Source organism: Kamptonema sp. UHCC 0994, assembly GCF_029167235.1.
Taxonomy (GTDB): domain Bacteria; phylum Cyanobacteriota; class Cyanobacteriia; order Cyanobacteriales; family Microcoleaceae; genus Kamptonema.
Map to the genome: position 1 here is coordinate 1 of NZ_JARFTR010000065.1, position 17380 is coordinate 17380.

Genomic DNA, 17380 nt, shown 5'->3' on the forward strand with positions numbered 1-17380 from the left:
CGGTATCTTTACCGCCCAGAGGGCGGCGTTACGTAAATTCCCCACTATTCCGTTAGCGACTTAGGGGGTAAGCGCAAAAAGTGCGATCGCACTTTCTCGATCGCTATTGCCTCATAACCAAACTCATCCGCTAAATCTTCCCCTCCAAAGCGGAACAAATTTTTTTTGTAGTACCCCTTGACATTTTGTAGTATGTTATGTAGTATGTATACATGGCTGACGAAAAAGAGTTTAAAACCTTTGCTTCACAAGCCATCTGCACCTTTAAAGCTAAATAAGTCCTATAAGCAAGAGTCATGTCATTAACTCTTGGACAAAAGCGGTACTTAGCCCTAATGTAAGACATCCCAGGGGTTGTAATACATAGACTACACCGCCCACAGTCCAAACTCCAGTTATTGAAACTCGGAAATTCCACAGCCACAAGCAAAAAAAACTTCCGCAAACTCTTGACAAGCTTGTAGTATTTATGTAGTATTAATGTATGACAGAGGGGAAAGAGCCTCAAAGCTCCAACCCAAAAACCAACCGAACCTTGAAAACAGAATATTAACCTATTTTATGGGGGTATAGCTCAAATGGTTAGAGCAGTCGCCTGTCGAGCGAAAGGTTGCGAGTTCAAGTCTCGTTACTCCCGTAAACAAATCATATCAGATTTGCCAACAGTTAAGGGTTAACAATTAACAGTTAACCCTTAACCCTTAACATTTCAGGTTAGGTGGCCGAGTGGTTGAAGGCATTGGTCTGCAAAACCAATATTCGTGGGTTCAAATCCCACTCTAACCTCTGGCAAAATAGCAGCGTAGCTTAATGGTAAAGTCCCAAGTTCATACCTTGGTTAATATCGGTTCAAATCCGATCGCTGCGACCAAAAGTAGGGATAGTGTAACTGGTAACATTACGGTCTCCAAAACCGTCGATCTGAGTTCAAATCTCAGTCCCTTCGCCAATTATGGTGCTGTAGGCAAATGGTTAAGCCACCTGACTTTCGATCAGGTAATTGCGGGTTCAACTCCCGTCAGCACTTCCTTGTGGGTTGTTGGCAGAATGGTTTTTGCAGCCGCCTTTTAAGCGGAAGGATCGAGGTTCAATTCCTCGACAACCCACCAATTTTATATTTAATTTCTATCTTGGGTCGGCCCTCCTATAGGTGTAGGAAGCTGTCTGTAAAACAGTGGTTTAATACGATTGCTGGTTCAATTCCAGCTCGACCCATAGCGGGATAGAGTAGTGGTTACTCACAGGTTTCATACGCCTGTTTTACGAAGGTTAGATTCCTTCTCCCGCGTCCAAAAGGAGAGGTGGCCGAGAGGCTGATGGCATCTGTTTGCTAAACAGAATCGGGTAATTCCGACGCAGGTTCAAATCCTGTTCTCTCCGCTTTTCCCCCAGTAGCTCAGTTGGTAGTAGCGCTTGTTTGAAGAACAAGAGGTCGTCGGATCGAAACCGACCTGGGGGGCTGGCATTGTCCTGTAGCTCAGTGGTAGAGCGATCGCCTGTTAAGCGAAATGTCGTAGGTTCAATCCCTACCAGGACAGCCTTTTTTTGAATTGCCGGGTAGACAAATCCGTAAAGTCACCCATCTCTGAAATGGGAATTTATGTAGGTTCAAAGCCTACTCCGGCAGTCAATTATTGGGAAGTCGCCTAATCGGTATGGCACCGCTCTTTGAAAGCGGACAAATGTAGGTTCAAACCCTACCTTCCCAGTTCTGCTATTAGCAAAGCAGATTAATTAAACTCCTGTAGCCCAACTGGAAGAGGCCGCAAGCTCAAACCTTGTGTTGTGTGAGTTCAAATCTCATCAGGAGTAGTAAATTTTCCAGTAAATTCTACTTGCTCCTGTGGCGGAATTGGCATACGCGGCAGACTTAAAATCTGTTCTATTTTGATTGTGGGTTCGACTCCCACCTGGAGCATGAACGGGATGTAATTCAGCGGCCAGAAGCCTTGGTTTGGGGCCAAGGAGTCGTTGGTTCAAATCCAACCATCCCGACTTTACCTCTGTGATGTAATTGGAAAACATCGCTCGCTTAGAACGAGTGTTTTGCAGGTTCGAGGCCTGTCAGGGGTATTAGGTGTTAAACCTAAATGCGTGAAATGTGGCAATTTCACTACTCAAATCGTAATAAGTCAACTCCTTTAGATTTTAAAGTGAGCCAACTTGTTATTGATAACCTGAGTAACAATTTGTAGGTACTTCTGAGCTTTATCTACCTTAAAGTATGTAAATCCCGAAGTATCAATAATACATAGCTCTATACCATTTTCTAAGCAAGCTTGAAACTTTCTTTCATCATTGTTTTGAATTTGTGATAGTTTGTTTTCTCCATAAATAGGCTCATAATGGAAAATTCCGTTAAGTTCTATGGCTAGGTCAATAGATGGAATATGGATGTCTAACTCGGCGTTAATAGCATCCTTACGATTGTAATGTATTTCTAAGTTGGGATAAATTAGCGATAGCTGAGATTCTAGCCAAATTTCAAGTTTTGATCTGCGATTTCCTTTGGTTTTATTACGGTTTGAATAACTAGCAGAGCAGGAGCGAGAACAAAAATTATGCTTGGTTTTTTTGATCTGAACTTCTTCTTTGATAAAGGTAGTATTGCACCAGGCGCAAACAACCTGTTTTCTTTTATTCTGAGCCAACCAATGACATTCTTTTGAACAAAACTGATTCCAGTCTTTTTTTACATCTTGGTTGTACTTACTAACAGAGCGATTAAATTGTTTGTTGCAGTAAGCGCATACTACTTCTACTTTCTTAATCATAGCTGTGAGGTATAGCAATAAAAAAATTATAGCATAATTTTTGTTTTCAAATCCAGTCGGAAGTATATTTATTTCAGATCTAGCCATCTGATTAAATGCTGGTGTAGCTCAATCAGGCAGAGCAACTGATTTGTAATCAGTCGGTTGTAGGTTCAATTCCTATCACCAGCCTCAGAATGCGGATATGGTGCAATGGTAGCATCTGAGTCTTCCAAACTCGCGATACGGGTTCAAATCCCGTTATCCGCTCTGATAGTTTGCGGGTGTGATGTAGCGGCTAGCATCTGAGTGCGCCACACTCAGCGCATGGGTTCAAATCCCGTCACTCGCTTTGATAGTCCTGTAGCTCAGTTGGGAGAGCGCCTCTCTTACAAAGAGGATGTCGCGGGTTCAATTCCTGCCAGGATTACCAATTTACGGGAGTGTAGCTCAACGGATAGAGCGCCACGCTTCGGACGTGGATGTTGTGGGTTCAACCCCTACCACTCTCGTTGTCTTTACTTGAAATTAAAGAGGTGATTCCGTTGAATGATTAATTTTTTATAGTAAAAGCGATTGCATTTTGCGTACCCTAACTTTTAGAGCTTACATACTTTAGTACGAGAGGAAAAGTAACGCTGTCAAAAAGCAGTGTGCGTTTGCAAACAAGGAGTGCAAAGAACCCGATAGGTAGGCTTAGAAGTAGCAATCCTTTAAAGAGTGTGTAATAACTCATCGGCGGAGTCCCTTTAGTAGCTGAGAAAACGCAAAGTGCTCTTATTACTTGTACGCTACTCCGATGCGATCGCTTCTAATAATTCACAAGTTTTATGGGAGTGTAACTCAACTGGATAGAGTGTCGAGCTTCTACCTCGAATGTTGTGGGTTCAAGTCCTACCACTCCTGCTGAATGGGTCTGTAGCTTAATTGGAAAAGCATCTAGCTGGCTGCTAGAAAGATGTCAGTTCAAATCTGACCAGAATCCACCAAATAGTTAATTAAATTGGGTCTGTAGTTCTAATGGGAGAACGCTTCTCTTGCAAAGAAGAGGTTGTGGGTTCGACCCCCATCAGATCCACTGTGTCTGAAGCCAAAGTGGTAGCGGCGCTGGTTTGTGGAACCAGTAATAGCGGGTTCAATTCCCGTCAGACACCCCTTGGAAGATGCCGCTGAATGGCCGGCAACTGGTCTTGAAAACCAGGGTATAGCTAATAACTATAGGGGTTCGATTCCTCCATCTTCCTCTCAACCACTGGGAGCCAGAAAGTGCGGCGCTGTGCTGATAACACAGAGATAGGAGGGGCAGTACCTCCCTGGTGGATTTCCTGTATTATGCAGGAATTGAGACCATCCCAAACCCACTTTTGATAACATTCATCAACTCTTGCATCTGATCTTCCAAGATTTGTTTGATGTCTGGCAGCGGTTTTCTTTCATACTCAGCTTGCTTATATATTTTCATCGTCTCGATATAGGTAATAGCTAGAACACCTGTGCAGATAGCACTATTAACAGTAGCAATACATCTTAAAATTGACAATCCACTTACGGGATTGAAGCTGTCCAACCCTTGTAACAAATCGATTAGTTGATCTTTGAAGGGTAGTGTAGCTGTTATTCCGTTGAGCATACCAACAATTTGAGAGAAAACGTCATGAACAGTTTGGATATTGTCATAATTAGCTCCTGGCAAGTTCTGGAGAATTTGACCCAGAAAATTCTCAACAATACCTGCACTTCCTACTGCACACAATTCTGAAATAAATTTCGCATCAAAATTGCAACCAAAGGCTTTAGAAATATTTACAAGCATCCTAAATTGTAGATATGCTACTATCGATGTTTGCACCATTGGGACTGGTAATAATGCAGTGGCAAGTACGGTACTGCATCCATCTCTACACCAACCAAAAGATAAATCTGCCTTTGCTTTAATCGCATTCGAGATTGCTGTTTTAGCAATATCTTCTAGTAAATCTTCAGTAATAGATAGTAAAGACTGTAAACCGTAAGGTTGAATGTCGTAAAGATGTGTTTTTTCTTCTTGTGCCATGATTGGGACAACTCTCTGAATGTCCGAGATGTCCATTAGGAAAGGTTCTAGCCAGCCTTTTTCCACTCCTGAAGCGCGAGTAATTACAGCAATAACAGGAAGTTCTTTCGCAATTGACGAAATCCAACACCCATCGATTTGTGTTTTTCTTGTAACCAGAGAATTTACACAGTACCAAATTGCATGGATTTGGTCTTCTGGCTCTTTGGATTTCTGTTGCTTGATGAACTCAGCAATTTGCTGCTTAACTCTATTCTCCTGTTTTTTATCATTTTCAATTCCAGGTGTATCATAGATTGCTATTGGTAGTCCTGGGTTTTGGTAGGGTTTATCTGAAATGGTTTGGGTAACAGAGTCGCTAATTGAAACCTTCAAGATTGAACTAATTAGCGTACTCTTCCCAACCCCGGTACTGCCAATTACCAAAACATTACATTTTTTAATCTGCTTGATAGCTTCTGGAAACTTCTGACCAAAGCTTAACACCATCACCATATCCAGCCCTCGCTTTTTTATTTAAAGTTACATCTCTCAATGTATCAGTTTCTCCTACACTCCCGCATCCGTATTTTCCTCATAAATATTTTTACTGGCCCTTTTTCACCAGAAGTCGAGAGACACCGTGCTGATAACGCGGCAACAGAAGGGGCAGTAACTTCCTGGTGGATTTTATGTGTTATACTGCATCCAAATCGCATATTGCATAACGGTCAGTTATCTTCTAAAATAAGATAGCGACGTTTTGAGGATAAGATAATTTTTCCCACAGGCGAACAAGGAAAATCTTGTATTAGAGTGTGTCAGTACCTAACGAACTTCTATCGTTCTATAGACCTGATTCGTTTTGATGAGCGTACAGGTATTGTGTATTTTTGTATCTGAACAATTGCAAGTAGTTATTTACCGTGATGGAAACTGGAGGTTTAAATGAAAGGAGATTTTGACACTATGAGTATTGCCGAACTGCGAGCTTACTTCCTTTCACACCGTGATGATGATGAGGCGTTTTATAAACTTGCCGATCGCCTAGAATCGAGTTCGGAAAATAGTGAAGTGTATCCATGTCCAGATAGTCTTGAAAATATCGCTATTATGGAAGTAGCAATTAGGAAGCAAATCAAAAAAATGGAAGAAAACCGCAAAGAATAAAACAACAATAAAGCGAAGAGCTTGAGTTTCAGATATTACCTAATGGGGAGTTTTCAGAATCATAACCATGAACAATGAATCTTTAAAACTAGAACTGATCCAATGGATTTTGTTATTAAAAGATATTCAAATCTTGAACAAGATTCAAAAAATAAAAAACAATCCTTATGAAAAAACTGTTGCAGTTCAACCTAGACAATTCGGCTGTGGACAAGGAATTTTTACTTACATTGCAGATGATTTCGATGCAACACCTCCTGGTTTTGAAGAATATATGCTGCCATGAAATATCTAATCGATACTCATATTCTGATTTGGTTTATCGAAGGTAATAAGCAGCTTGCAGAAAAGGCACGAGTTTTAATTGCTAATCCTACAAATGATATCTATGTCAGCCAAGCTAGTTTGTGGGAAATTACCATTAAGATTAGTATCGGCAAGCTGTCATTATCCATTTCTATTGGGGAATTAGAACTATTTCTGGTGACACACCAGTTTCAGATTTTAGAAACTAAATTTAGCCATTATGAGATATTGCAGTATTTGCCTTTCCATCATCAAGACCCTTTTGATCGGCTAATTATTGCTCAGGCGAAAGCAGAAGATTATGTGGTTATTACACAGGATGAGCGATTCAAACTATACGACGTTAAATTATATTGAATAATGATATGAATTTAAAACAATACAATTATTATCTAGTCCTTGACCTAGAAGCTACTTGCTGCGACCAAGGAACTATCAATCGAGAACACATGGAAATAATGGAAATTGGAGCAGTAATGGTGGAACCCAAAAACCTCACAATTATTAATGAATTTCAAACCTTTATTAAACCAGTTCGCCATCCCGTTCTCACTGAATTCTGCAAGTCTTTAACATCTATTTCTCAAACACAAGTTGATTTAGCACCAACTTACCCGGAAGCGATCGCACTGCTCAAAAAATGGCTATCTGGTTACTCAAATGGTGTATTCGGTTCCTGGGGTGACTACGATCGCAAACAATTTCAACAAGATAGCAATTTTCACAAAGTCCCTTTTCCCATTGCTTACCCTCATGTTAATCTTAAACAATTGTTTACGGAAACTCAAGGTTTGCCAAAACGTTATGGCATGGCAAAAGCTCTGCAACTTGTCGGTTTACCCCTAGAAGGAAATCATCATCGAGGAATTGATGATGCTAGAAATATCGCTAAACTGTTGCCTTATATTCTGGGTGAAAAGCAGCTTCCCTGACTTTTTGAACTTTTGTACTCGATCGATATGTAATTTGTTGTATTTTTTTTGGTGAAGTGCTAAGCTAATTATAACTCATCAACCATCTTTCTAAGAGAGAGAACTAATATGAAATTTAGTTTTGAGTTAGATAAATTGAAAATAGAGTTTAGTTTTTGGGAGCAAGTTTGGGCAGTTAGGTTTAACAAGTTGTGGGAAATACCCCTAACAAACATCGAAGGTGCAACCTCAAAGGAACCTCAAAGTAATTGGCGGGAAATCAAAGCACCTGGTAGTTTTATGCCTGGGGTAATCAAAGCGGGAACTTATTATACTAACAGAGGTAAAGAATTTTGGTATGTCACTAAAGACAGCAATTATTTGACGGTAGAATTGAAGAATGAATCCTATAAAAGGATGATTGTGAACTTGGATGATAATGAAATTTGGGTAGAAAGAATTAATCAGAGAATCGCCGCACAGGCAGGATGAGTATAAGTCAGAAGAAACAGGCAAAATACTTAGGTAGCTGTCTTTTCAATTATCGGTACTTTACGTTTAACTGTAGGCTATCATCTGACTATTCTTGAGAAAGACGTTGAACTACTTGACCTCCTAAAAGGCGATTTGCTTCTTTGAGGATACCAGGAATATTAGCAGCGTGAGGACTGTGAATCAGACACTTCTTTAGTTCTAATTCGTTAATTTTATCTGCTTTAGAACCGGGAAACCAGTGGCTAGCATTTCCTAGTAGATTATAGCGCATTTTTCCATAGTCGATCATGTCATAAGCGGTCGCTAAATTCCACAACCACAAAATCACCGGAATGTTTATTCCGTCGGGTGTATTTTCATGGGTAGGTAAACCAATATGCCAAGTTTTTACCCAATTTTCTCCGAGTTTATTTATTGCTTCTTTTTCCAACTTTTCTAAAATCGGCTGTAAAATTTCATCAGCATTATCTAACAATTCTAACGCTTTGAGATGTTCGTCAAAATCCTGCGATCGCGCCGCCCCCAAACTAAGAGTATGCACTTGGGAATGGGAAAGACAAAACAAGTCATTAAACACCATCGGACTAAGTGGAGAACATAATTCTACTAATTTTTGAGGGGGATTATAAAGTTTCCCACCTTTATCAGAAGGGCTGATAATAAAAACGCCCATATCGTGGTTACTAGCAGCCTCAATAGCCGGCCAATTATTTTGATTAATGTAATACCAGTGAAGATTAACATAATCGAATTGGTTAGTTTTAATTGTCTGCAAAATCAGATCGGTTGGCCCGTGAGTTGAGAATCCTATAAACCGCACTTTACCTTCTGATTGTAGCCTTTTAGCAACATCTATACAGCCACCAGGCGAGATACTATAATCTAGCAATTCAGAGTTATTAATGCCGTGTAGCGAAAATAAATCGACATAATCTAGCTGTAAATAAGCTAGGGATTGTTTAAATTCTGCAAGAAATTGTTTGGGATTAGAATGAGGAGAAACTTTAGTTTGAACAATTATTTCTTCACGGGGAAGATTGGGCAAAATTGCTCCCAACTGCATCTCAGAAGTGCCGTAACCACGAGCCGTTTCAATATGATTGATTCCGCATTCTATAGAACGGTGAATAGTAGTTTCTAATTCTTTTTGATGGTCAGGTGGAATCCGATCTAGCGCAACGTCTTGCCACTTATATTGATATCTCATGCCGCCACAAGAAAAGACGGGCATTTGCAATTCTGTACGACCAAATCGGCGATGTTTCATTATAGTAATTGGTTAGTGGTTAGTGGTTAGTGGTTACTTGTTAGTGGTTACTTGTTAGTTGTTAGTTGTTATACTAAATCCGGGTTTATTAGCGCCGCTTTTCTTTAATAGTCCGCGTAGGCGGACTTTGTTTATGTAGCCGCGATTTCTAATCGCCCGGAAAAGATAGTTTTCTAATCTAGCAATTACCAATTACCAACTAACCACCAACCACTAACAACTAACTATTTATAAATCTCACGTATTATCGGCTTTCCGTCTTTGATTTCGCCAACCAGAACTAAATCTGTTACGCCTATGAACAAGCCATTTTCTAGTACACCTGGAATATTATTTAGCGTTTTTTCTAGTTCCCCTGGGTTGTCAATGGTATTAAATTTGACATCAATTACCATGTTACCTTGATCCGTAATTACTGGGCCAGCTTTTCTAACTCCCATGCGGAGTTCAGGTTCGCCACCTAGTTTCACAATCGCACGCATAACAGGCGTTATTGCCATCGGTAAAACTTCCACAGGTACGCGAAAAGTTGACCCTAATTTATCAACTATTTTGGAAGCATCTACCACAACGATAAACTGTTCTGCTAAGTAATCAACAATTTTTTCACGGGTATGAGCCGCGCCGCCACCTTTAATTAAATTTAGCTGCGGATCGACTTCATCAGCACCGTCAATAGCAACATCAATGCGATCGATTTCATCTAGCGTTGTTAGCGGAACTCCGTATTTCTTTGCCAAAACTTCTCCCTGAAAAGAAGTTGTCACTCCCTTGATATCTTTGAGAGTACCCGCTTTGATGCGATCGCCTAAAGCTTCGATCATATAAGCTGCGGTTGACCCTGTACCCAGCCCCACAATCGTACCAGACTTTACGCGGTCGGCGGCGGCATAGCCAACTTGTTGCTTGATCAATTTTGCGAGGTCTTGTTCTGCGGCCATGATAAATTCTCCTTAATGAGTTGGCGGTTCGCGCTGCCAATTAAAATAACTATCAGTGTTTAATTTACCGCAATTGGGACAACTCAGCACAAGTTTTATTTTATAGCAACACCAAGACGGTGAGAATGTTCTTAATTGCTGAAACTATGGCTTGACATTGCATTTCCCTCCAGCTTTCTAGTATAGCCTACTGAATGCCTACCCGTCCATTTCCTGTATTATTGCAAGTGGTGGGCTGACATTAGCGGAAACAACGGCTAGTTTTGAGCGTCTACATTCACTTGCGGAATTTAAAAATTTAGCACCACTAAGTAATTTAAATTGTGCATCTAAGCTTGCCAGAACAGTAGTGTAAAATGATTTGTAAAGGAGGTTGTCCGGGTTTTGAGACCGGATCGGAGTACAAATATAGTAGCGCCAGTAAATTATCTGAGACATCAGGTAGAATAAGTCAATAGCTCTTTTACTTATACTTAGTTCATAAGAGCAGAGCGATCGGTTGAATAGTTAGATAGTATTGTTGTAAAAACCGTGAGAAAAGCAGAGCCAATGATAACGAAGTCATTAGTAAATTTAGAAGCAGCACAAGCTCATTTCAACAAAGCCAACTGGCTTAAAGAAGCTGGCAAATTAGATGCAGCCGCTGATAATTATCAGAAAGCAATTAGCTTTAACGTTGAGGATGCTGAGACTCATAGAAAACTAGCTGAAGTCTATATTTTAAAAGGACAGTTAGACTCAGCAATTGCCTCCTGCAAATTCGCTCTCAAAGTTAAGCCAGATTTTGCACCCGCATACCTGACAATGGGAAATGCTTTCCACAGTCAAGAGCAACTGGAAATGGCAATTCATGCCTACTCTCAAGCATTAGAAATTGACCCGAACTTTGCAGAGGCTCATGCCAACTTGGGCAGTATGTATTATAAGCTAGGTCGCTTAGATGAAGCTGCAAATAGTTATAAAAAAGCACTTGCTAATAACCCAAATTTGGCTTCAGTTCTTTTAATGCTGGGCAATATATTGCAGCAACAAGAAGATTTAGGTGCAGCTATTGCTTGTTACCAAAAATCCATAGCTTTGCAGCCAGGGTTACTGAGAAATTACTATAAATTAGGTGAGGCTTTAACAAAAAGTAATAACGTAGATGCCGCAATCGCCTGTTACCAAAAAGTCCTAAAGTTGCAACCTGGAGATGGTGAAGCTACGGATAAATTATCTAGCTTACAGCAACTAAAATCTCAGGAAGAGCCGAAAAATTCGCAAAATGACGAACGGACTAAAGGTCAATTTCTTGAACTGGAACAAGAAGGTGAAGGGCAACAGCAAAAACCAGTAAAACAAGATGAAGAATACGGCTTGCAACCTTCAAGTCTAAATCTACCACAGACTACCCAAGATTTAAGTTTAAATCAGCCCTTTGAAACTGCTGATGAAACTGCGGAACAAGTTTCAAGCTTCAATTTTAATCCTCCCGAACAAGTTGCTAAATTTCAAGAAGTTGAGGAATATAAAAAACGCGCCGAAGCTTATTTACTCCAAGGCAATTTCAGAGAAGCGATCGCATCTTGCCAGTTAGCGCTGAAAATTAGACCCGATTTCATACAAGCCTATGTGACACTGGGGAACGCGCTGCAAGGTCAAGGAAAAATGGATGCTGCCATTCGCGCCTACGAACAAGCACTTGAATTTGAACCGAATTATGCTGAAGTCCGCGCCAACATTGGTAGTATGTATTTCAAAATGGGGCATTTGGAAAAAGCGATCGTTTATTATCAGCAAGCCATCGCTCTTAAACCAGATTTAGCGGGAGTATATTGGAACTTAGGCAAAGTATTTCAGAAGCAAGGAAAATCAGCGGAAGCAATTGCTTATTTTCAGAAAACGAGCGACATAAATCCTCATGTAGTTGGTGCAGATTTCCATTTTAACTTAGCCAATACCCTTTTAAATGAAGGCAAGCGAGATGAAGCAATTCAGAGTTATCAAAGAGCGATCGCAGTCAAACCTGATTGGGCAGAAGCTTATGCGAATATTGGCAGTGCGCGGATGCAGCAAGGCAATTTAGAAGAGGCAATACAATACTATCGGAAAGCCATTGCGATTAAACCTCAGTTAGAAGCGCTACATTTCAACATAGCCAATGCACTTTTGCATCAAGGAAAGTACGATCAAGCAGTTAGTAATTATCAAGAAGCTATCAAACATAAACCAGACTGGCCAGACGCGATCGCTAATATGGGTAATGCCTTTTCCATGCAAGGCAAACTAGAAGAAGCGATCGCCACCTATCAACAAGCTTTAGTTTATAAACCAGACTGGGCAGAAGTTTACTGTCGGATGGGACACATTCAGAAACAGGATCGACCCGGAGAGTCAATTGGTTATTTTGAAAAAGCGATCGAACTTAATCCTTATTTCAGCGAAGCACACCAACAATTGTGCGACTTACTCAGTCATTCCAGCAACCTAGCTGGAGCCAGAAAAGTAGCTGACAAATACTGCGAATATTGCGGTGAAAGTGTCCCAGTTATGTCCGCAACTGCTTACGTATTTTCCTATCTCCAATCAGGTGTTAGCGAACTCGCTCTTCAGAAACTTATAGAGATAGAAAAACTCAGCTATCAAAGCTGTGAAAATTTTAGTGTCATTGACATTAAACTACTCTACGAAATTTTCCTCTTTGCCGTTTCTCACCTGCGAGATGATAGAGAAGCAAACGCTAACTTCTACAGACTAATTGCCCAGGAATACTACAAAAAAGCTGTCCCACAACGGCAGATCGATCGCAAACCAAAGCCTAGCAATTACCCAATTAAACAAAGGCATTTAAGAATTGGTTTCCTCTCCAAACACTTTCGCCGCCATTCCGTAGGTTGGTGCAGTGAAGCTTTAATTCGCGAACTAACTAAGATCACTCCTCACGTTCATCTCTACGTTACTGGTAAGCTACAAAAAGATGAAGTTACAGAGCGATTTGAACAAATGGCAGGCAAATTCTACTGGCCTAAAAAATATCCGAATGGATTTGCAGATGGCGGAGAACTTCTCGAAGAGGTATCCCAAGATAACTTGGATATCTTAGTAGATTTAGATTCAATGACAGTGCCAACTAATGTAGAGATATTGTATTACTACCCTGCATCAGTTTGCGTTTCTTGGCTGGGATTTGACGCACCATATCTATCTGACAAGCATTACTTTCTCTGCGATAAATATACTCACCCTGCGGGCGTAGAAAAACATTACATTGAGCAGTTAGTCAGATTGCCAGAATGTTCTGTAGCAATTGGCGGATTACAAAGTGTTTCTGTTGATAGAAATGCTTTAAGAAACTCTCTAGGAATTGGTTTAGATCAGATGACCTATCTGTGCGTTGCACCTGGTAGAAAGACTAATCCTGAAATGCTACGGGCTCAAGTTAAAATCCTTAAGGAAGTTCCTGACAGTTTGTTAATCCGTAAAGGTCAGGGAGATCCAGAAGTAATTCACGCCAGTTATCGCCAAGAATGCGATACTCAGGGAGTAGATTTTAATCGGATTAAATTTTTAGGGCAAACTAAAACGGAGGAAGAACATCGGGCGATTTATTATGTAGCTGACGTGCTGTTGGATTCTTATCCTTACAATGGTGGAACTCATAATTTAGAGGCTTTGTGGGCTAATTTACCAGTGGTAACGAGAGCGGGTAATCAGTATCTATCGCGGATGGGTTACGCATTTTTGAAGAGTGTAAATCTTGATGTGGGTGTAGCTTGGAATTGGGAAGAATATACTCAATGGGGGATTAAATTTGGTCGAGATGCTGCTTTCAGAAATGCAGTGCGGGAACATTTAGTCCGTTCTAAGCAACCAGAGAATTTAGCGCCGTTGTGGAATCCGAAGAAGTTGGCACAGCAGATGTATGAGGTGTTTCAAGAGCTTTTAGCTAAGCAGGTTTAATCAACTATAGGGTGGGCAATGCCCACCTTATTAATTGGCAAGTACAGGTTGGCAAACGAGCAAATACACTCAACGATATTTTGTTATAGTTGGTGTGTAAGTCGAACATTTTTAGAAATAAAAATTGCGAGCACAGCAAGAGGTAAATAAGTGAATAGAGAAAATACTGATAGCAGAAAAAACACTCTAAGGGAAATTTTTGAAAAAGAATTAGTAGAGTTTCTGGACACAAGCAACGACCTGAGAGAATTTATGCCAGAGCAGAGAATCGTTTGTGTAGATTTGGAATGGAACCATAACGAGACAGATATTTTACCTCCAGAAATAGTCAGACCCCCTCAGAATTTACCTAAAAATATCCTCAATACTTTTGAACGTCACCTCTGGTATTCCCGACATAACATCAGCGATATTTATCTGCTGAAATTTCCTGTTGATGGTCAAGATGCTTTTTTCTTCATTATTTCGGGACACTGCCACGATAGCTGGGATAATAGTTGTCTGTTAGTTGAGATATTGGATGAACAAGGCGAATCATTAGGATCTGGCGACATTTTGTATAGGTGGGAAGAGGGGCACATTAAGTGGATGGATCGACAGCTAGACGGTAGAGACTACTACAAGACAGCACCTCCTTGGGATGGATATCTGCCGCCAGAAGATTATTCTTACCGTAACTGGGTCATACCTATCTTCTGGTCAGAGGAGTAAACACAAAACTTAAAATAGGTTAAATATGGCTGAGTTACCAGATGAAACCATTACAATTATTTTAGAATTAGAGCGCCGACTTGTAAAGCTCATCAATCAGGCTGGTGCAACAGAACTAACTGTTTTTGAGAGATATGGAGAAACATTAGTAACAGCTTCTGCACTAGAGCAACTGACAAACATCAGAGAACGAGCTACATCTTCCTATTCTCGACTTTCTAACCTGCTGCTGCGAATTTCTGAATTTCAATTCATCGCTCCTCCTGCTACAATAGAATTGCTTGCTCGAACGATTGAACAAGCCGAAGCTACAGCCGAAGCTGGAGAAGCTACTGTCGGAGAAGCTAAAAGTGATTGGAACTTACTATGACTCAACAACCGCAACTTCCAGATCCAGAAAAAGTCAAGCAGACAGTTGCTAAAATGCGCGAAGTTTGCCGCCAGTTTGACAGTCTAAATTTTGCACTTGATGAACTGATTGCCTTGATTGAAGCAGATATTCGGAATAGCCCTCTGACAGCTTATCGTTTAGGGAAAATCAAGTCTTTCTCTCAGTCTGTCGAGTCAGAAACTTAAGTAGATGTTCCTCGATCCGCATGGAGGTACAAACTTACTTTTTTACCCATTATCATAGTTGCGCTGCCATCAAAAATGAATCTAAAATGAATCAATTATGAATAAACAATGATGAAATTATTCAACTTGAATACCCTTACCAAATACTCTAAAAAACTGCTTTACATTCCCAAATATATATAGTATGATAATTCCATGCTGAAGGGGAGTAGCTGCTGGCACCAAACAAACCAGCCCACCTGAGTCAACATACTGGCGTTAAGCCTGGTTCAGGTGACAAATTAGCCGATCGTCCTTAGTCTAACGACAAGGAAAAAGACAGCAATTTGCAAGCGAGACTTTCACTAAGTTCACATCAAAGGTGAGCTTGGTGGAGTATTGCCCTCTCATCAAGCTCACTCAGATAGCCACAATAAAAATCTGAGGAGATTGAGAGAGTGTTAACAGCATTTACTGCCGGTCTATTATTAATTACCATTTCTGAATTAGGCGATAAAACATTCTTTATAGCCGTCATTCTAGCAATGCGGCATTCGCGAAGGTTAGTGTTTGTAGGAGCCACCGCCGCCTTAGCAGCTATGACAGTATTATCTGTTTTAGTTGGTCAAGCCGTCTCACTATTACCGCAGAATTACATTCACTTCGCCGAAATAGCTCTGTTTTCTTGCTTCGGCTTAAAACTGCTGTACGATGCCAAAAATATGCCCGCGAAATGCGATCGCGAAGAAGTACAGGAAGCAGAAGAAGCGGTAAATCAAGTGCGTGCCTTTAAATGGTTGCCAGCAGGAAGTAAATTAGCTGTTATTCTCAAAACCTTTGTACTAACATTTATAGCAGAATGGGGCGATCGCACCCAAATAGCAACCATCGCCCTCGCCGCTTCTAACAATGCCATTGGTGTAACACTTGGAGCCATTTTAGGACACGCCATCTGTGCTGCGATCGCAGTTATCGGGGGACGCATCATCGCCGGTCGAATTTCCGAACGTACAATCACCGCCTTGGGGGGATGCCTTTTCTTAGTTTTCGGTACACTTGCTTGGTTAGAGGGAGCTTAGAAAGTCAATTGTTAACGGTTAACAGTTAACAGTTAACCGTTAACAGTTAACCGTTAACAGTTAACGGAACGACTCAAATTAATTCTTTTCAGCAGGCGAAGCTTGAGGAGTCGGAGATGACGTTTCAGGAGCACTTGTAGGCGAACTCGTAGGCGAAGGAGTCCCAGCAGCTAACTGCTTAATTTGGTCTTTAAAATTAGCAGGAGCCAACTCAGTAGCCTTAGCAAAAAGTCCTTCCGCATCTTCAGTTTTCCCCTGTTCTTTCAAAACAATTGCCTTAGCCAAAACCGGGCGAAAATCTTTAGGATCGGTCTTAATTCCCTCATCGTAAATCACGATCGCCTCATCAAAACGCTTCTGCTCAGCATAAACCTGACCCAAAATCAACTGCACCGAAGTGACATCAACACTCCCAGCCTTCGCCTGATTTGCAGCCGGAGCCGCCTTCAGAGTATCTTGTAACAACCCGATCGCCGCTTCCGGCCGTTGCTGCTTGAGCAACAAATTCACCAACCCTTGCAAAGCCTTAACGTCCCCAGGCGCAACCGTCAGCACCGAGCGGTAAGCTTGAGCAGCACCTTCGCGATCGCCAGCATACTCCTTAGCCTGCGCCAACAAAATCGAATACTCCACATTTTCAGGATTCAGCTTCGACAATCTTTCCAGAGGCGTAATTACATCCTTAATCTCCCCCTGTTTAGCCTGAAGCAATTCCAGGCGCACCTGCAACAGGCCCCGCAGAGCCGTCACATTATCCGGTTCCCGTTGCAAAACCAACTCATAACCCCGTGCCTGACCTTGTAAATCCGATTGCTTCGCCGTAGTCGTTTGTGTTGGTGAAGGCGAAGGCGAACTCGATGCCTGATTCGCCTTCACAATACTATCCACAATCGGAGCAATAGAAAAACCCACAAAGGCGACGATCGACAGCACCATCACCACACTAATCAAACCGCGACGCTTTCCTACCATCTCACTAGACCCCCACAACCGCAATGGTTCTCAATTTCAAAGCTCCAACTGACAAAACAGCGTTTTGCTTGCAGCTAATATGGTAACAGGCCCACAAGTCTACTCAGCGAATCAACCTTGACTTACAACCCTGCCACTTACCATTCGGTAAAGCAGGAGAGTCTAGTGTAGTTTTGTCTAGCTGTGAAATTGCCGAACTATGCGGATCAGCCCGTTAGGCAATTGAATTTAAGTACAATAGCCAGTGAA

The 17380-nt window shown here is 41.2% G+C and carries 15 protein-coding genes and 26 tRNA genes; 36 read left to right on the forward strand and 5 right to left on the reverse strand.

Features of this window, described 5'->3' with window-relative positions; translation table 11 throughout:
* Positions 1-563 precede the first annotated feature (563 nt).
* The 16 genes from PY364_RS06155 (at position 564) to PY364_RS06230 (ending at position 2073) form a co-directional block, all read left to right on the forward strand.
* Positions 564-637: transfer RNA gene (locus tag PY364_RS06155), tRNA-Asp, on the forward strand.
* A gap of 75 nt (positions 638-712) precedes the next feature.
* Positions 713-786: transfer RNA gene (locus tag PY364_RS06160), tRNA-Cys, on the forward strand.
* A gap of 10 nt (positions 787-796) precedes the next feature.
* A tRNA-Met gene (locus PY364_RS06165) sits at positions 797-871 on the forward strand.
* A 3-nt stretch (positions 872-874) separates the two neighbouring features.
* Positions 875-949, forward strand: a tRNA-Trp gene (locus PY364_RS06170).
* 5 nt (positions 950-954) lie between these two features.
* Positions 955-1027 (forward strand) — tRNA-Glu (locus tag PY364_RS06175).
* A 6-nt stretch (positions 1028-1033) separates the two neighbouring features.
* Positions 1034-1109: transfer RNA gene (locus tag PY364_RS06180), tRNA-Lys, on the forward strand.
* Between the two features lie 23 nt (positions 1110-1132).
* Positions 1133-1215, forward strand: a tRNA-Tyr gene (locus PY364_RS06185).
* A 1-nt stretch (position 1216) separates the two neighbouring features.
* Positions 1217-1292, forward strand: a tRNA-Met gene (locus tag PY364_RS06190).
* Between the two features lie 3 nt (positions 1293-1295).
* Positions 1296-1380: transfer RNA gene (locus PY364_RS06195), tRNA-Ser, on the forward strand.
* 5 nt (positions 1381-1385) lie between these two features.
* Positions 1386-1459, forward strand: a tRNA-Phe gene (locus tag PY364_RS06200).
* A gap of 7 nt (positions 1460-1466) precedes the next feature.
* Positions 1467-1538, forward strand: a tRNA-Asn gene (locus tag PY364_RS06205).
* Positions 1539-1635: 97 nt separating this feature from the next.
* A tRNA-Gln gene (locus tag PY364_RS06210) sits at positions 1636-1709 on the forward strand.
* Between the two features lie 29 nt (positions 1710-1738).
* Positions 1739-1812: transfer RNA gene (locus tag PY364_RS06215), tRNA-Leu, on the forward strand.
* A gap of 25 nt (positions 1813-1837) precedes the next feature.
* Positions 1838-1918: transfer RNA gene (locus tag PY364_RS06220), tRNA-Leu, on the forward strand.
* Positions 1919-1922: 4 nt separating this feature from the next.
* Positions 1923-1995, forward strand: a tRNA-Pro gene (locus PY364_RS06225).
* A gap of 4 nt (positions 1996-1999) precedes the next feature.
* Positions 2000-2073 (forward strand) — tRNA-Leu (locus PY364_RS06230).
* A gap of 68 nt (positions 2074-2141) precedes the next feature.
* Here the strand turns inward: PY364_RS06230 and PY364_RS06235 are convergent.
* On the reverse strand, positions 2142-2861 hold the full coding sequence (locus tag PY364_RS06235) for a hypothetical protein (protein ID WP_275521368.1): 720 nt from the start codon (positions 2859-2861) through the stop codon (positions 2142-2144).
* Positions 2862-2871: 10 nt separating this feature from the next.
* Here PY364_RS06235 and PY364_RS06240 point away from each other — a divergent pair.
* From PY364_RS06240 to PY364_RS06285, 10 genes are all read left to right on the forward strand, one after another.
* Positions 2872-2945 (forward strand) — tRNA-Thr (locus PY364_RS06240).
* A 7-nt stretch (positions 2946-2952) separates the two neighbouring features.
* Positions 2953-3023: transfer RNA gene (locus tag PY364_RS06245), tRNA-Gly, on the forward strand.
* 10 nt (positions 3024-3033) lie between these two features.
* Positions 3034-3105: transfer RNA gene (locus PY364_RS06250), tRNA-Gly, on the forward strand.
* A gap of 5 nt (positions 3106-3110) precedes the next feature.
* Positions 3111-3186: transfer RNA gene (locus PY364_RS06255), tRNA-Val, on the forward strand.
* Positions 3187-3192: 6 nt separating this feature from the next.
* A tRNA-Arg gene (locus tag PY364_RS06260) sits at positions 3193-3265 on the forward strand.
* Positions 3266-3585: 320 nt separating this feature from the next.
* Positions 3586-3659, forward strand: a tRNA-Arg gene (locus PY364_RS06265).
* A gap of 6 nt (positions 3660-3665) precedes the next feature.
* A tRNA-Ala gene (locus PY364_RS06270) sits at positions 3666-3742 on the forward strand.
* 16 nt (positions 3743-3758) lie between these two features.
* Positions 3759-3831 (forward strand) — tRNA-Ala (locus PY364_RS06275).
* A gap of 2 nt (positions 3832-3833) precedes the next feature.
* A tRNA-His gene (locus tag PY364_RS06280) sits at positions 3834-3907 on the forward strand.
* 4 nt (positions 3908-3911) lie between these two features.
* Positions 3912-3997 (forward strand) — tRNA-OTHER (locus PY364_RS06285).
* An 86-nt stretch (positions 3998-4083) separates the two neighbouring features.
* On the opposite strand, the gene PY364_RS06290 is transcribed toward PY364_RS06285, so the two are convergent.
* Complete coding sequence (locus PY364_RS06290) at positions 4084-5301, reverse strand: GTPase (protein ID WP_275521369.1); 1218 nt, start codon at positions 5299-5301, stop codon at positions 4084-4086.
* A 432-nt stretch (positions 5302-5733) separates the two neighbouring features.
* On the opposite strand from PY364_RS06290, the gene PY364_RS06295 reads away from it, so the two are divergent.
* From PY364_RS06295 to PY364_RS06315, 5 genes are all read left to right on the forward strand, one after another.
* Entirely contained in the window at positions 5734-5955 is a 222-nt protein-coding gene (locus PY364_RS06295; RefSeq protein WP_275521370.1) for a hypothetical protein, read from the forward strand.
* A gap of 67 nt (positions 5956-6022) precedes the next feature.
* Positions 6023-6241 (forward strand): hypothetical protein, encoded by a 219-nt coding sequence (locus PY364_RS06300; protein ID WP_275521371.1) that lies wholly within the window; start codon positions 6023-6025, stop codon positions 6239-6241.
* Complete coding sequence (locus PY364_RS06305; RefSeq protein ID WP_275521372.1) at positions 6238-6618, forward strand: type II toxin-antitoxin system VapC family toxin; 381 nt, start codon at positions 6238-6240, stop codon at positions 6616-6618. Before PY364_RS06300 ends, PY364_RS06305 begins: the two co-directional genes overlap by 4 nt.
* Positions 6619-6626: 8 nt before the next feature.
* The gene (locus PY364_RS06310; RefSeq protein WP_275521373.1) at positions 6627-7193 is read left to right on the forward strand and encodes a 3'-5' exonuclease; all 567 of its coding nucleotides are present in this window, start codon (positions 6627-6629) and stop codon (positions 7191-7193) included.
* Positions 7194-7301: 108 nt separating this feature from the next.
* Positions 7302-7664: a hypothetical protein gene (locus PY364_RS06315; protein ID WP_275521374.1), complete on the forward strand. Its 363-nt coding sequence runs from the start codon at positions 7302-7304 to the stop codon at positions 7662-7664.
* Positions 7665-7752: 88 nt separating this feature from the next.
* On the opposite strand, the gene PY364_RS06320 is transcribed toward PY364_RS06315, so the two are convergent.
* Together PY364_RS06320 and rpiA are read right to left on the reverse strand one after the other, a co-directional pair.
* Complete coding sequence (locus PY364_RS06320) at positions 7753-8934, reverse strand: aldo/keto reductase (RefSeq protein ID WP_275521375.1); 1182 nt, start codon at positions 8932-8934, stop codon at positions 7753-7755.
* Between the two features lie 224 nt (positions 8935-9158).
* Entirely contained in the window at positions 9159-9875 is a 717-nt protein-coding gene (gene rpiA / locus PY364_RS06325; protein ID WP_275521376.1) for a ribose-5-phosphate isomerase RpiA, read from the reverse strand.
* A gap of 549 nt (positions 9876-10424) precedes the next feature.
* On the opposite strand from rpiA, the gene PY364_RS06330 reads away from it, so the two are divergent.
* The 5 genes from PY364_RS06330 (at position 10425) to PY364_RS06350 (ending at position 16159) form a co-directional block, all read left to right on the forward strand.
* Positions 10425-13814, forward strand: coding sequence for a tetratricopeptide repeat protein (locus PY364_RS06330; protein ID WP_275521377.1), 3390 nt, complete (start codon positions 10425-10427; stop codon positions 13812-13814).
* 150 nt (positions 13815-13964) lie between these two features.
* Positions 13965-14525: a hypothetical protein gene (locus PY364_RS06335; RefSeq protein WP_275521378.1), complete on the forward strand. Its 561-nt coding sequence runs from the start codon at positions 13965-13967 to the stop codon at positions 14523-14525.
* 25 nt (positions 14526-14550) lie between these two features.
* Positions 14551-14895: a hypothetical protein gene (locus PY364_RS06340; protein WP_275521379.1), complete on the forward strand. Its 345-nt coding sequence runs from the start codon at positions 14551-14553 to the stop codon at positions 14893-14895.
* Positions 14892-15101 carry a hypothetical protein gene (locus tag PY364_RS06345; RefSeq protein ID WP_275521380.1) on the forward strand — a complete coding sequence of 70 codons (210 nt, stop codon included), beginning with the start codon at positions 14892-14894 and terminating at the stop codon, positions 15099-15101. Before PY364_RS06340 ends, PY364_RS06345 begins: the two co-directional genes overlap by 4 nt.
* A gap of 437 nt (positions 15102-15538) precedes the next feature.
* The gene (locus tag PY364_RS06350) at positions 15539-16159 is read left to right on the forward strand and encodes a TMEM165/GDT1 family protein (RefSeq protein ID WP_275521381.1); all 621 of its coding nucleotides are present in this window, start codon (positions 15539-15541) and stop codon (positions 16157-16159) included.
* Positions 16160-16237: 78 nt separating this feature from the next.
* On the opposite strand, the gene PY364_RS06355 is transcribed toward PY364_RS06350, so the two are convergent.
* A complete protein-coding gene (locus PY364_RS06355; RefSeq protein WP_275521383.1) occupies positions 16238-17131 on the reverse strand; it encodes a tetratricopeptide repeat protein in 894 nt (297 codons plus the stop codon).
* Positions 17132-17380 lie beyond the last annotated feature (249 nt).

Coding starts and splice junctions, on each gene's coding strand:
- PY364_RS06235 (WP_275521368.1), bottom strand. CDS start 2,861: ATGGCTAGATCTGAAATAAATATACTTCCGACTGGATTTGAAAACAAA.
- PY364_RS06290 (WP_275521369.1), bottom strand. CDS start 5,301: ATGGTGATGGTGTTAAGCTTTGGTCAGAAGTTTCCAGAAGCTATCAAG.
- PY364_RS06295 (WP_275521370.1), top strand. CDS start 5,734: ATGAAAGGAGATTTTGACACTATGAGTATTGCCGAACTGCGAGCTTAC.
- PY364_RS06300 (WP_275521371.1), top strand. CDS start 6,023: ATGAACAATGAATCTTTAAAACTAGAACTGATCCAATGGATTTTGTTA.
- PY364_RS06305 (WP_275521372.1), top strand. CDS start 6,238: ATGAAATATCTAATCGATACTCATATTCTGATTTGGTTTATCGAAGGT.
- PY364_RS06310 (WP_275521373.1), top strand. CDS start 6,627: ATGAATTTAAAACAATACAATTATTATCTAGTCCTTGACCTAGAAGCT.
- PY364_RS06315 (WP_275521374.1), top strand. CDS start 7,302: ATGAAATTTAGTTTTGAGTTAGATAAATTGAAAATAGAGTTTAGTTTT.
- PY364_RS06320 (WP_275521375.1), bottom strand. CDS start 8,934: ATGAAACATCGCCGATTTGGTCGTACAGAATTGCAAATGCCCGTCTTT.
- rpiA (WP_275521376.1), bottom strand. CDS start 9,875: ATGGCCGCAGAACAAGACCTCGCAAAATTGATCAAGCAACAAGTTGGC.
- PY364_RS06330 (WP_275521377.1), top strand. CDS start 10,425: ATGATAACGAAGTCATTAGTAAATTTAGAAGCAGCACAAGCTCATTTC.
- PY364_RS06340 (WP_275521379.1), top strand. CDS start 14,551: ATGGCTGAGTTACCAGATGAAACCATTACAATTATTTTAGAATTAGAG.
- PY364_RS06345 (WP_275521380.1), top strand. CDS start 14,892: ATGACTCAACAACCGCAACTTCCAGATCCAGAAAAAGTCAAGCAGACA.
- PY364_RS06355 (WP_275521383.1), bottom strand. CDS start 17,131: ATGGTAGGAAAGCGTCGCGGTTTGATTAGTGTGGTGATGGTGCTGTCG.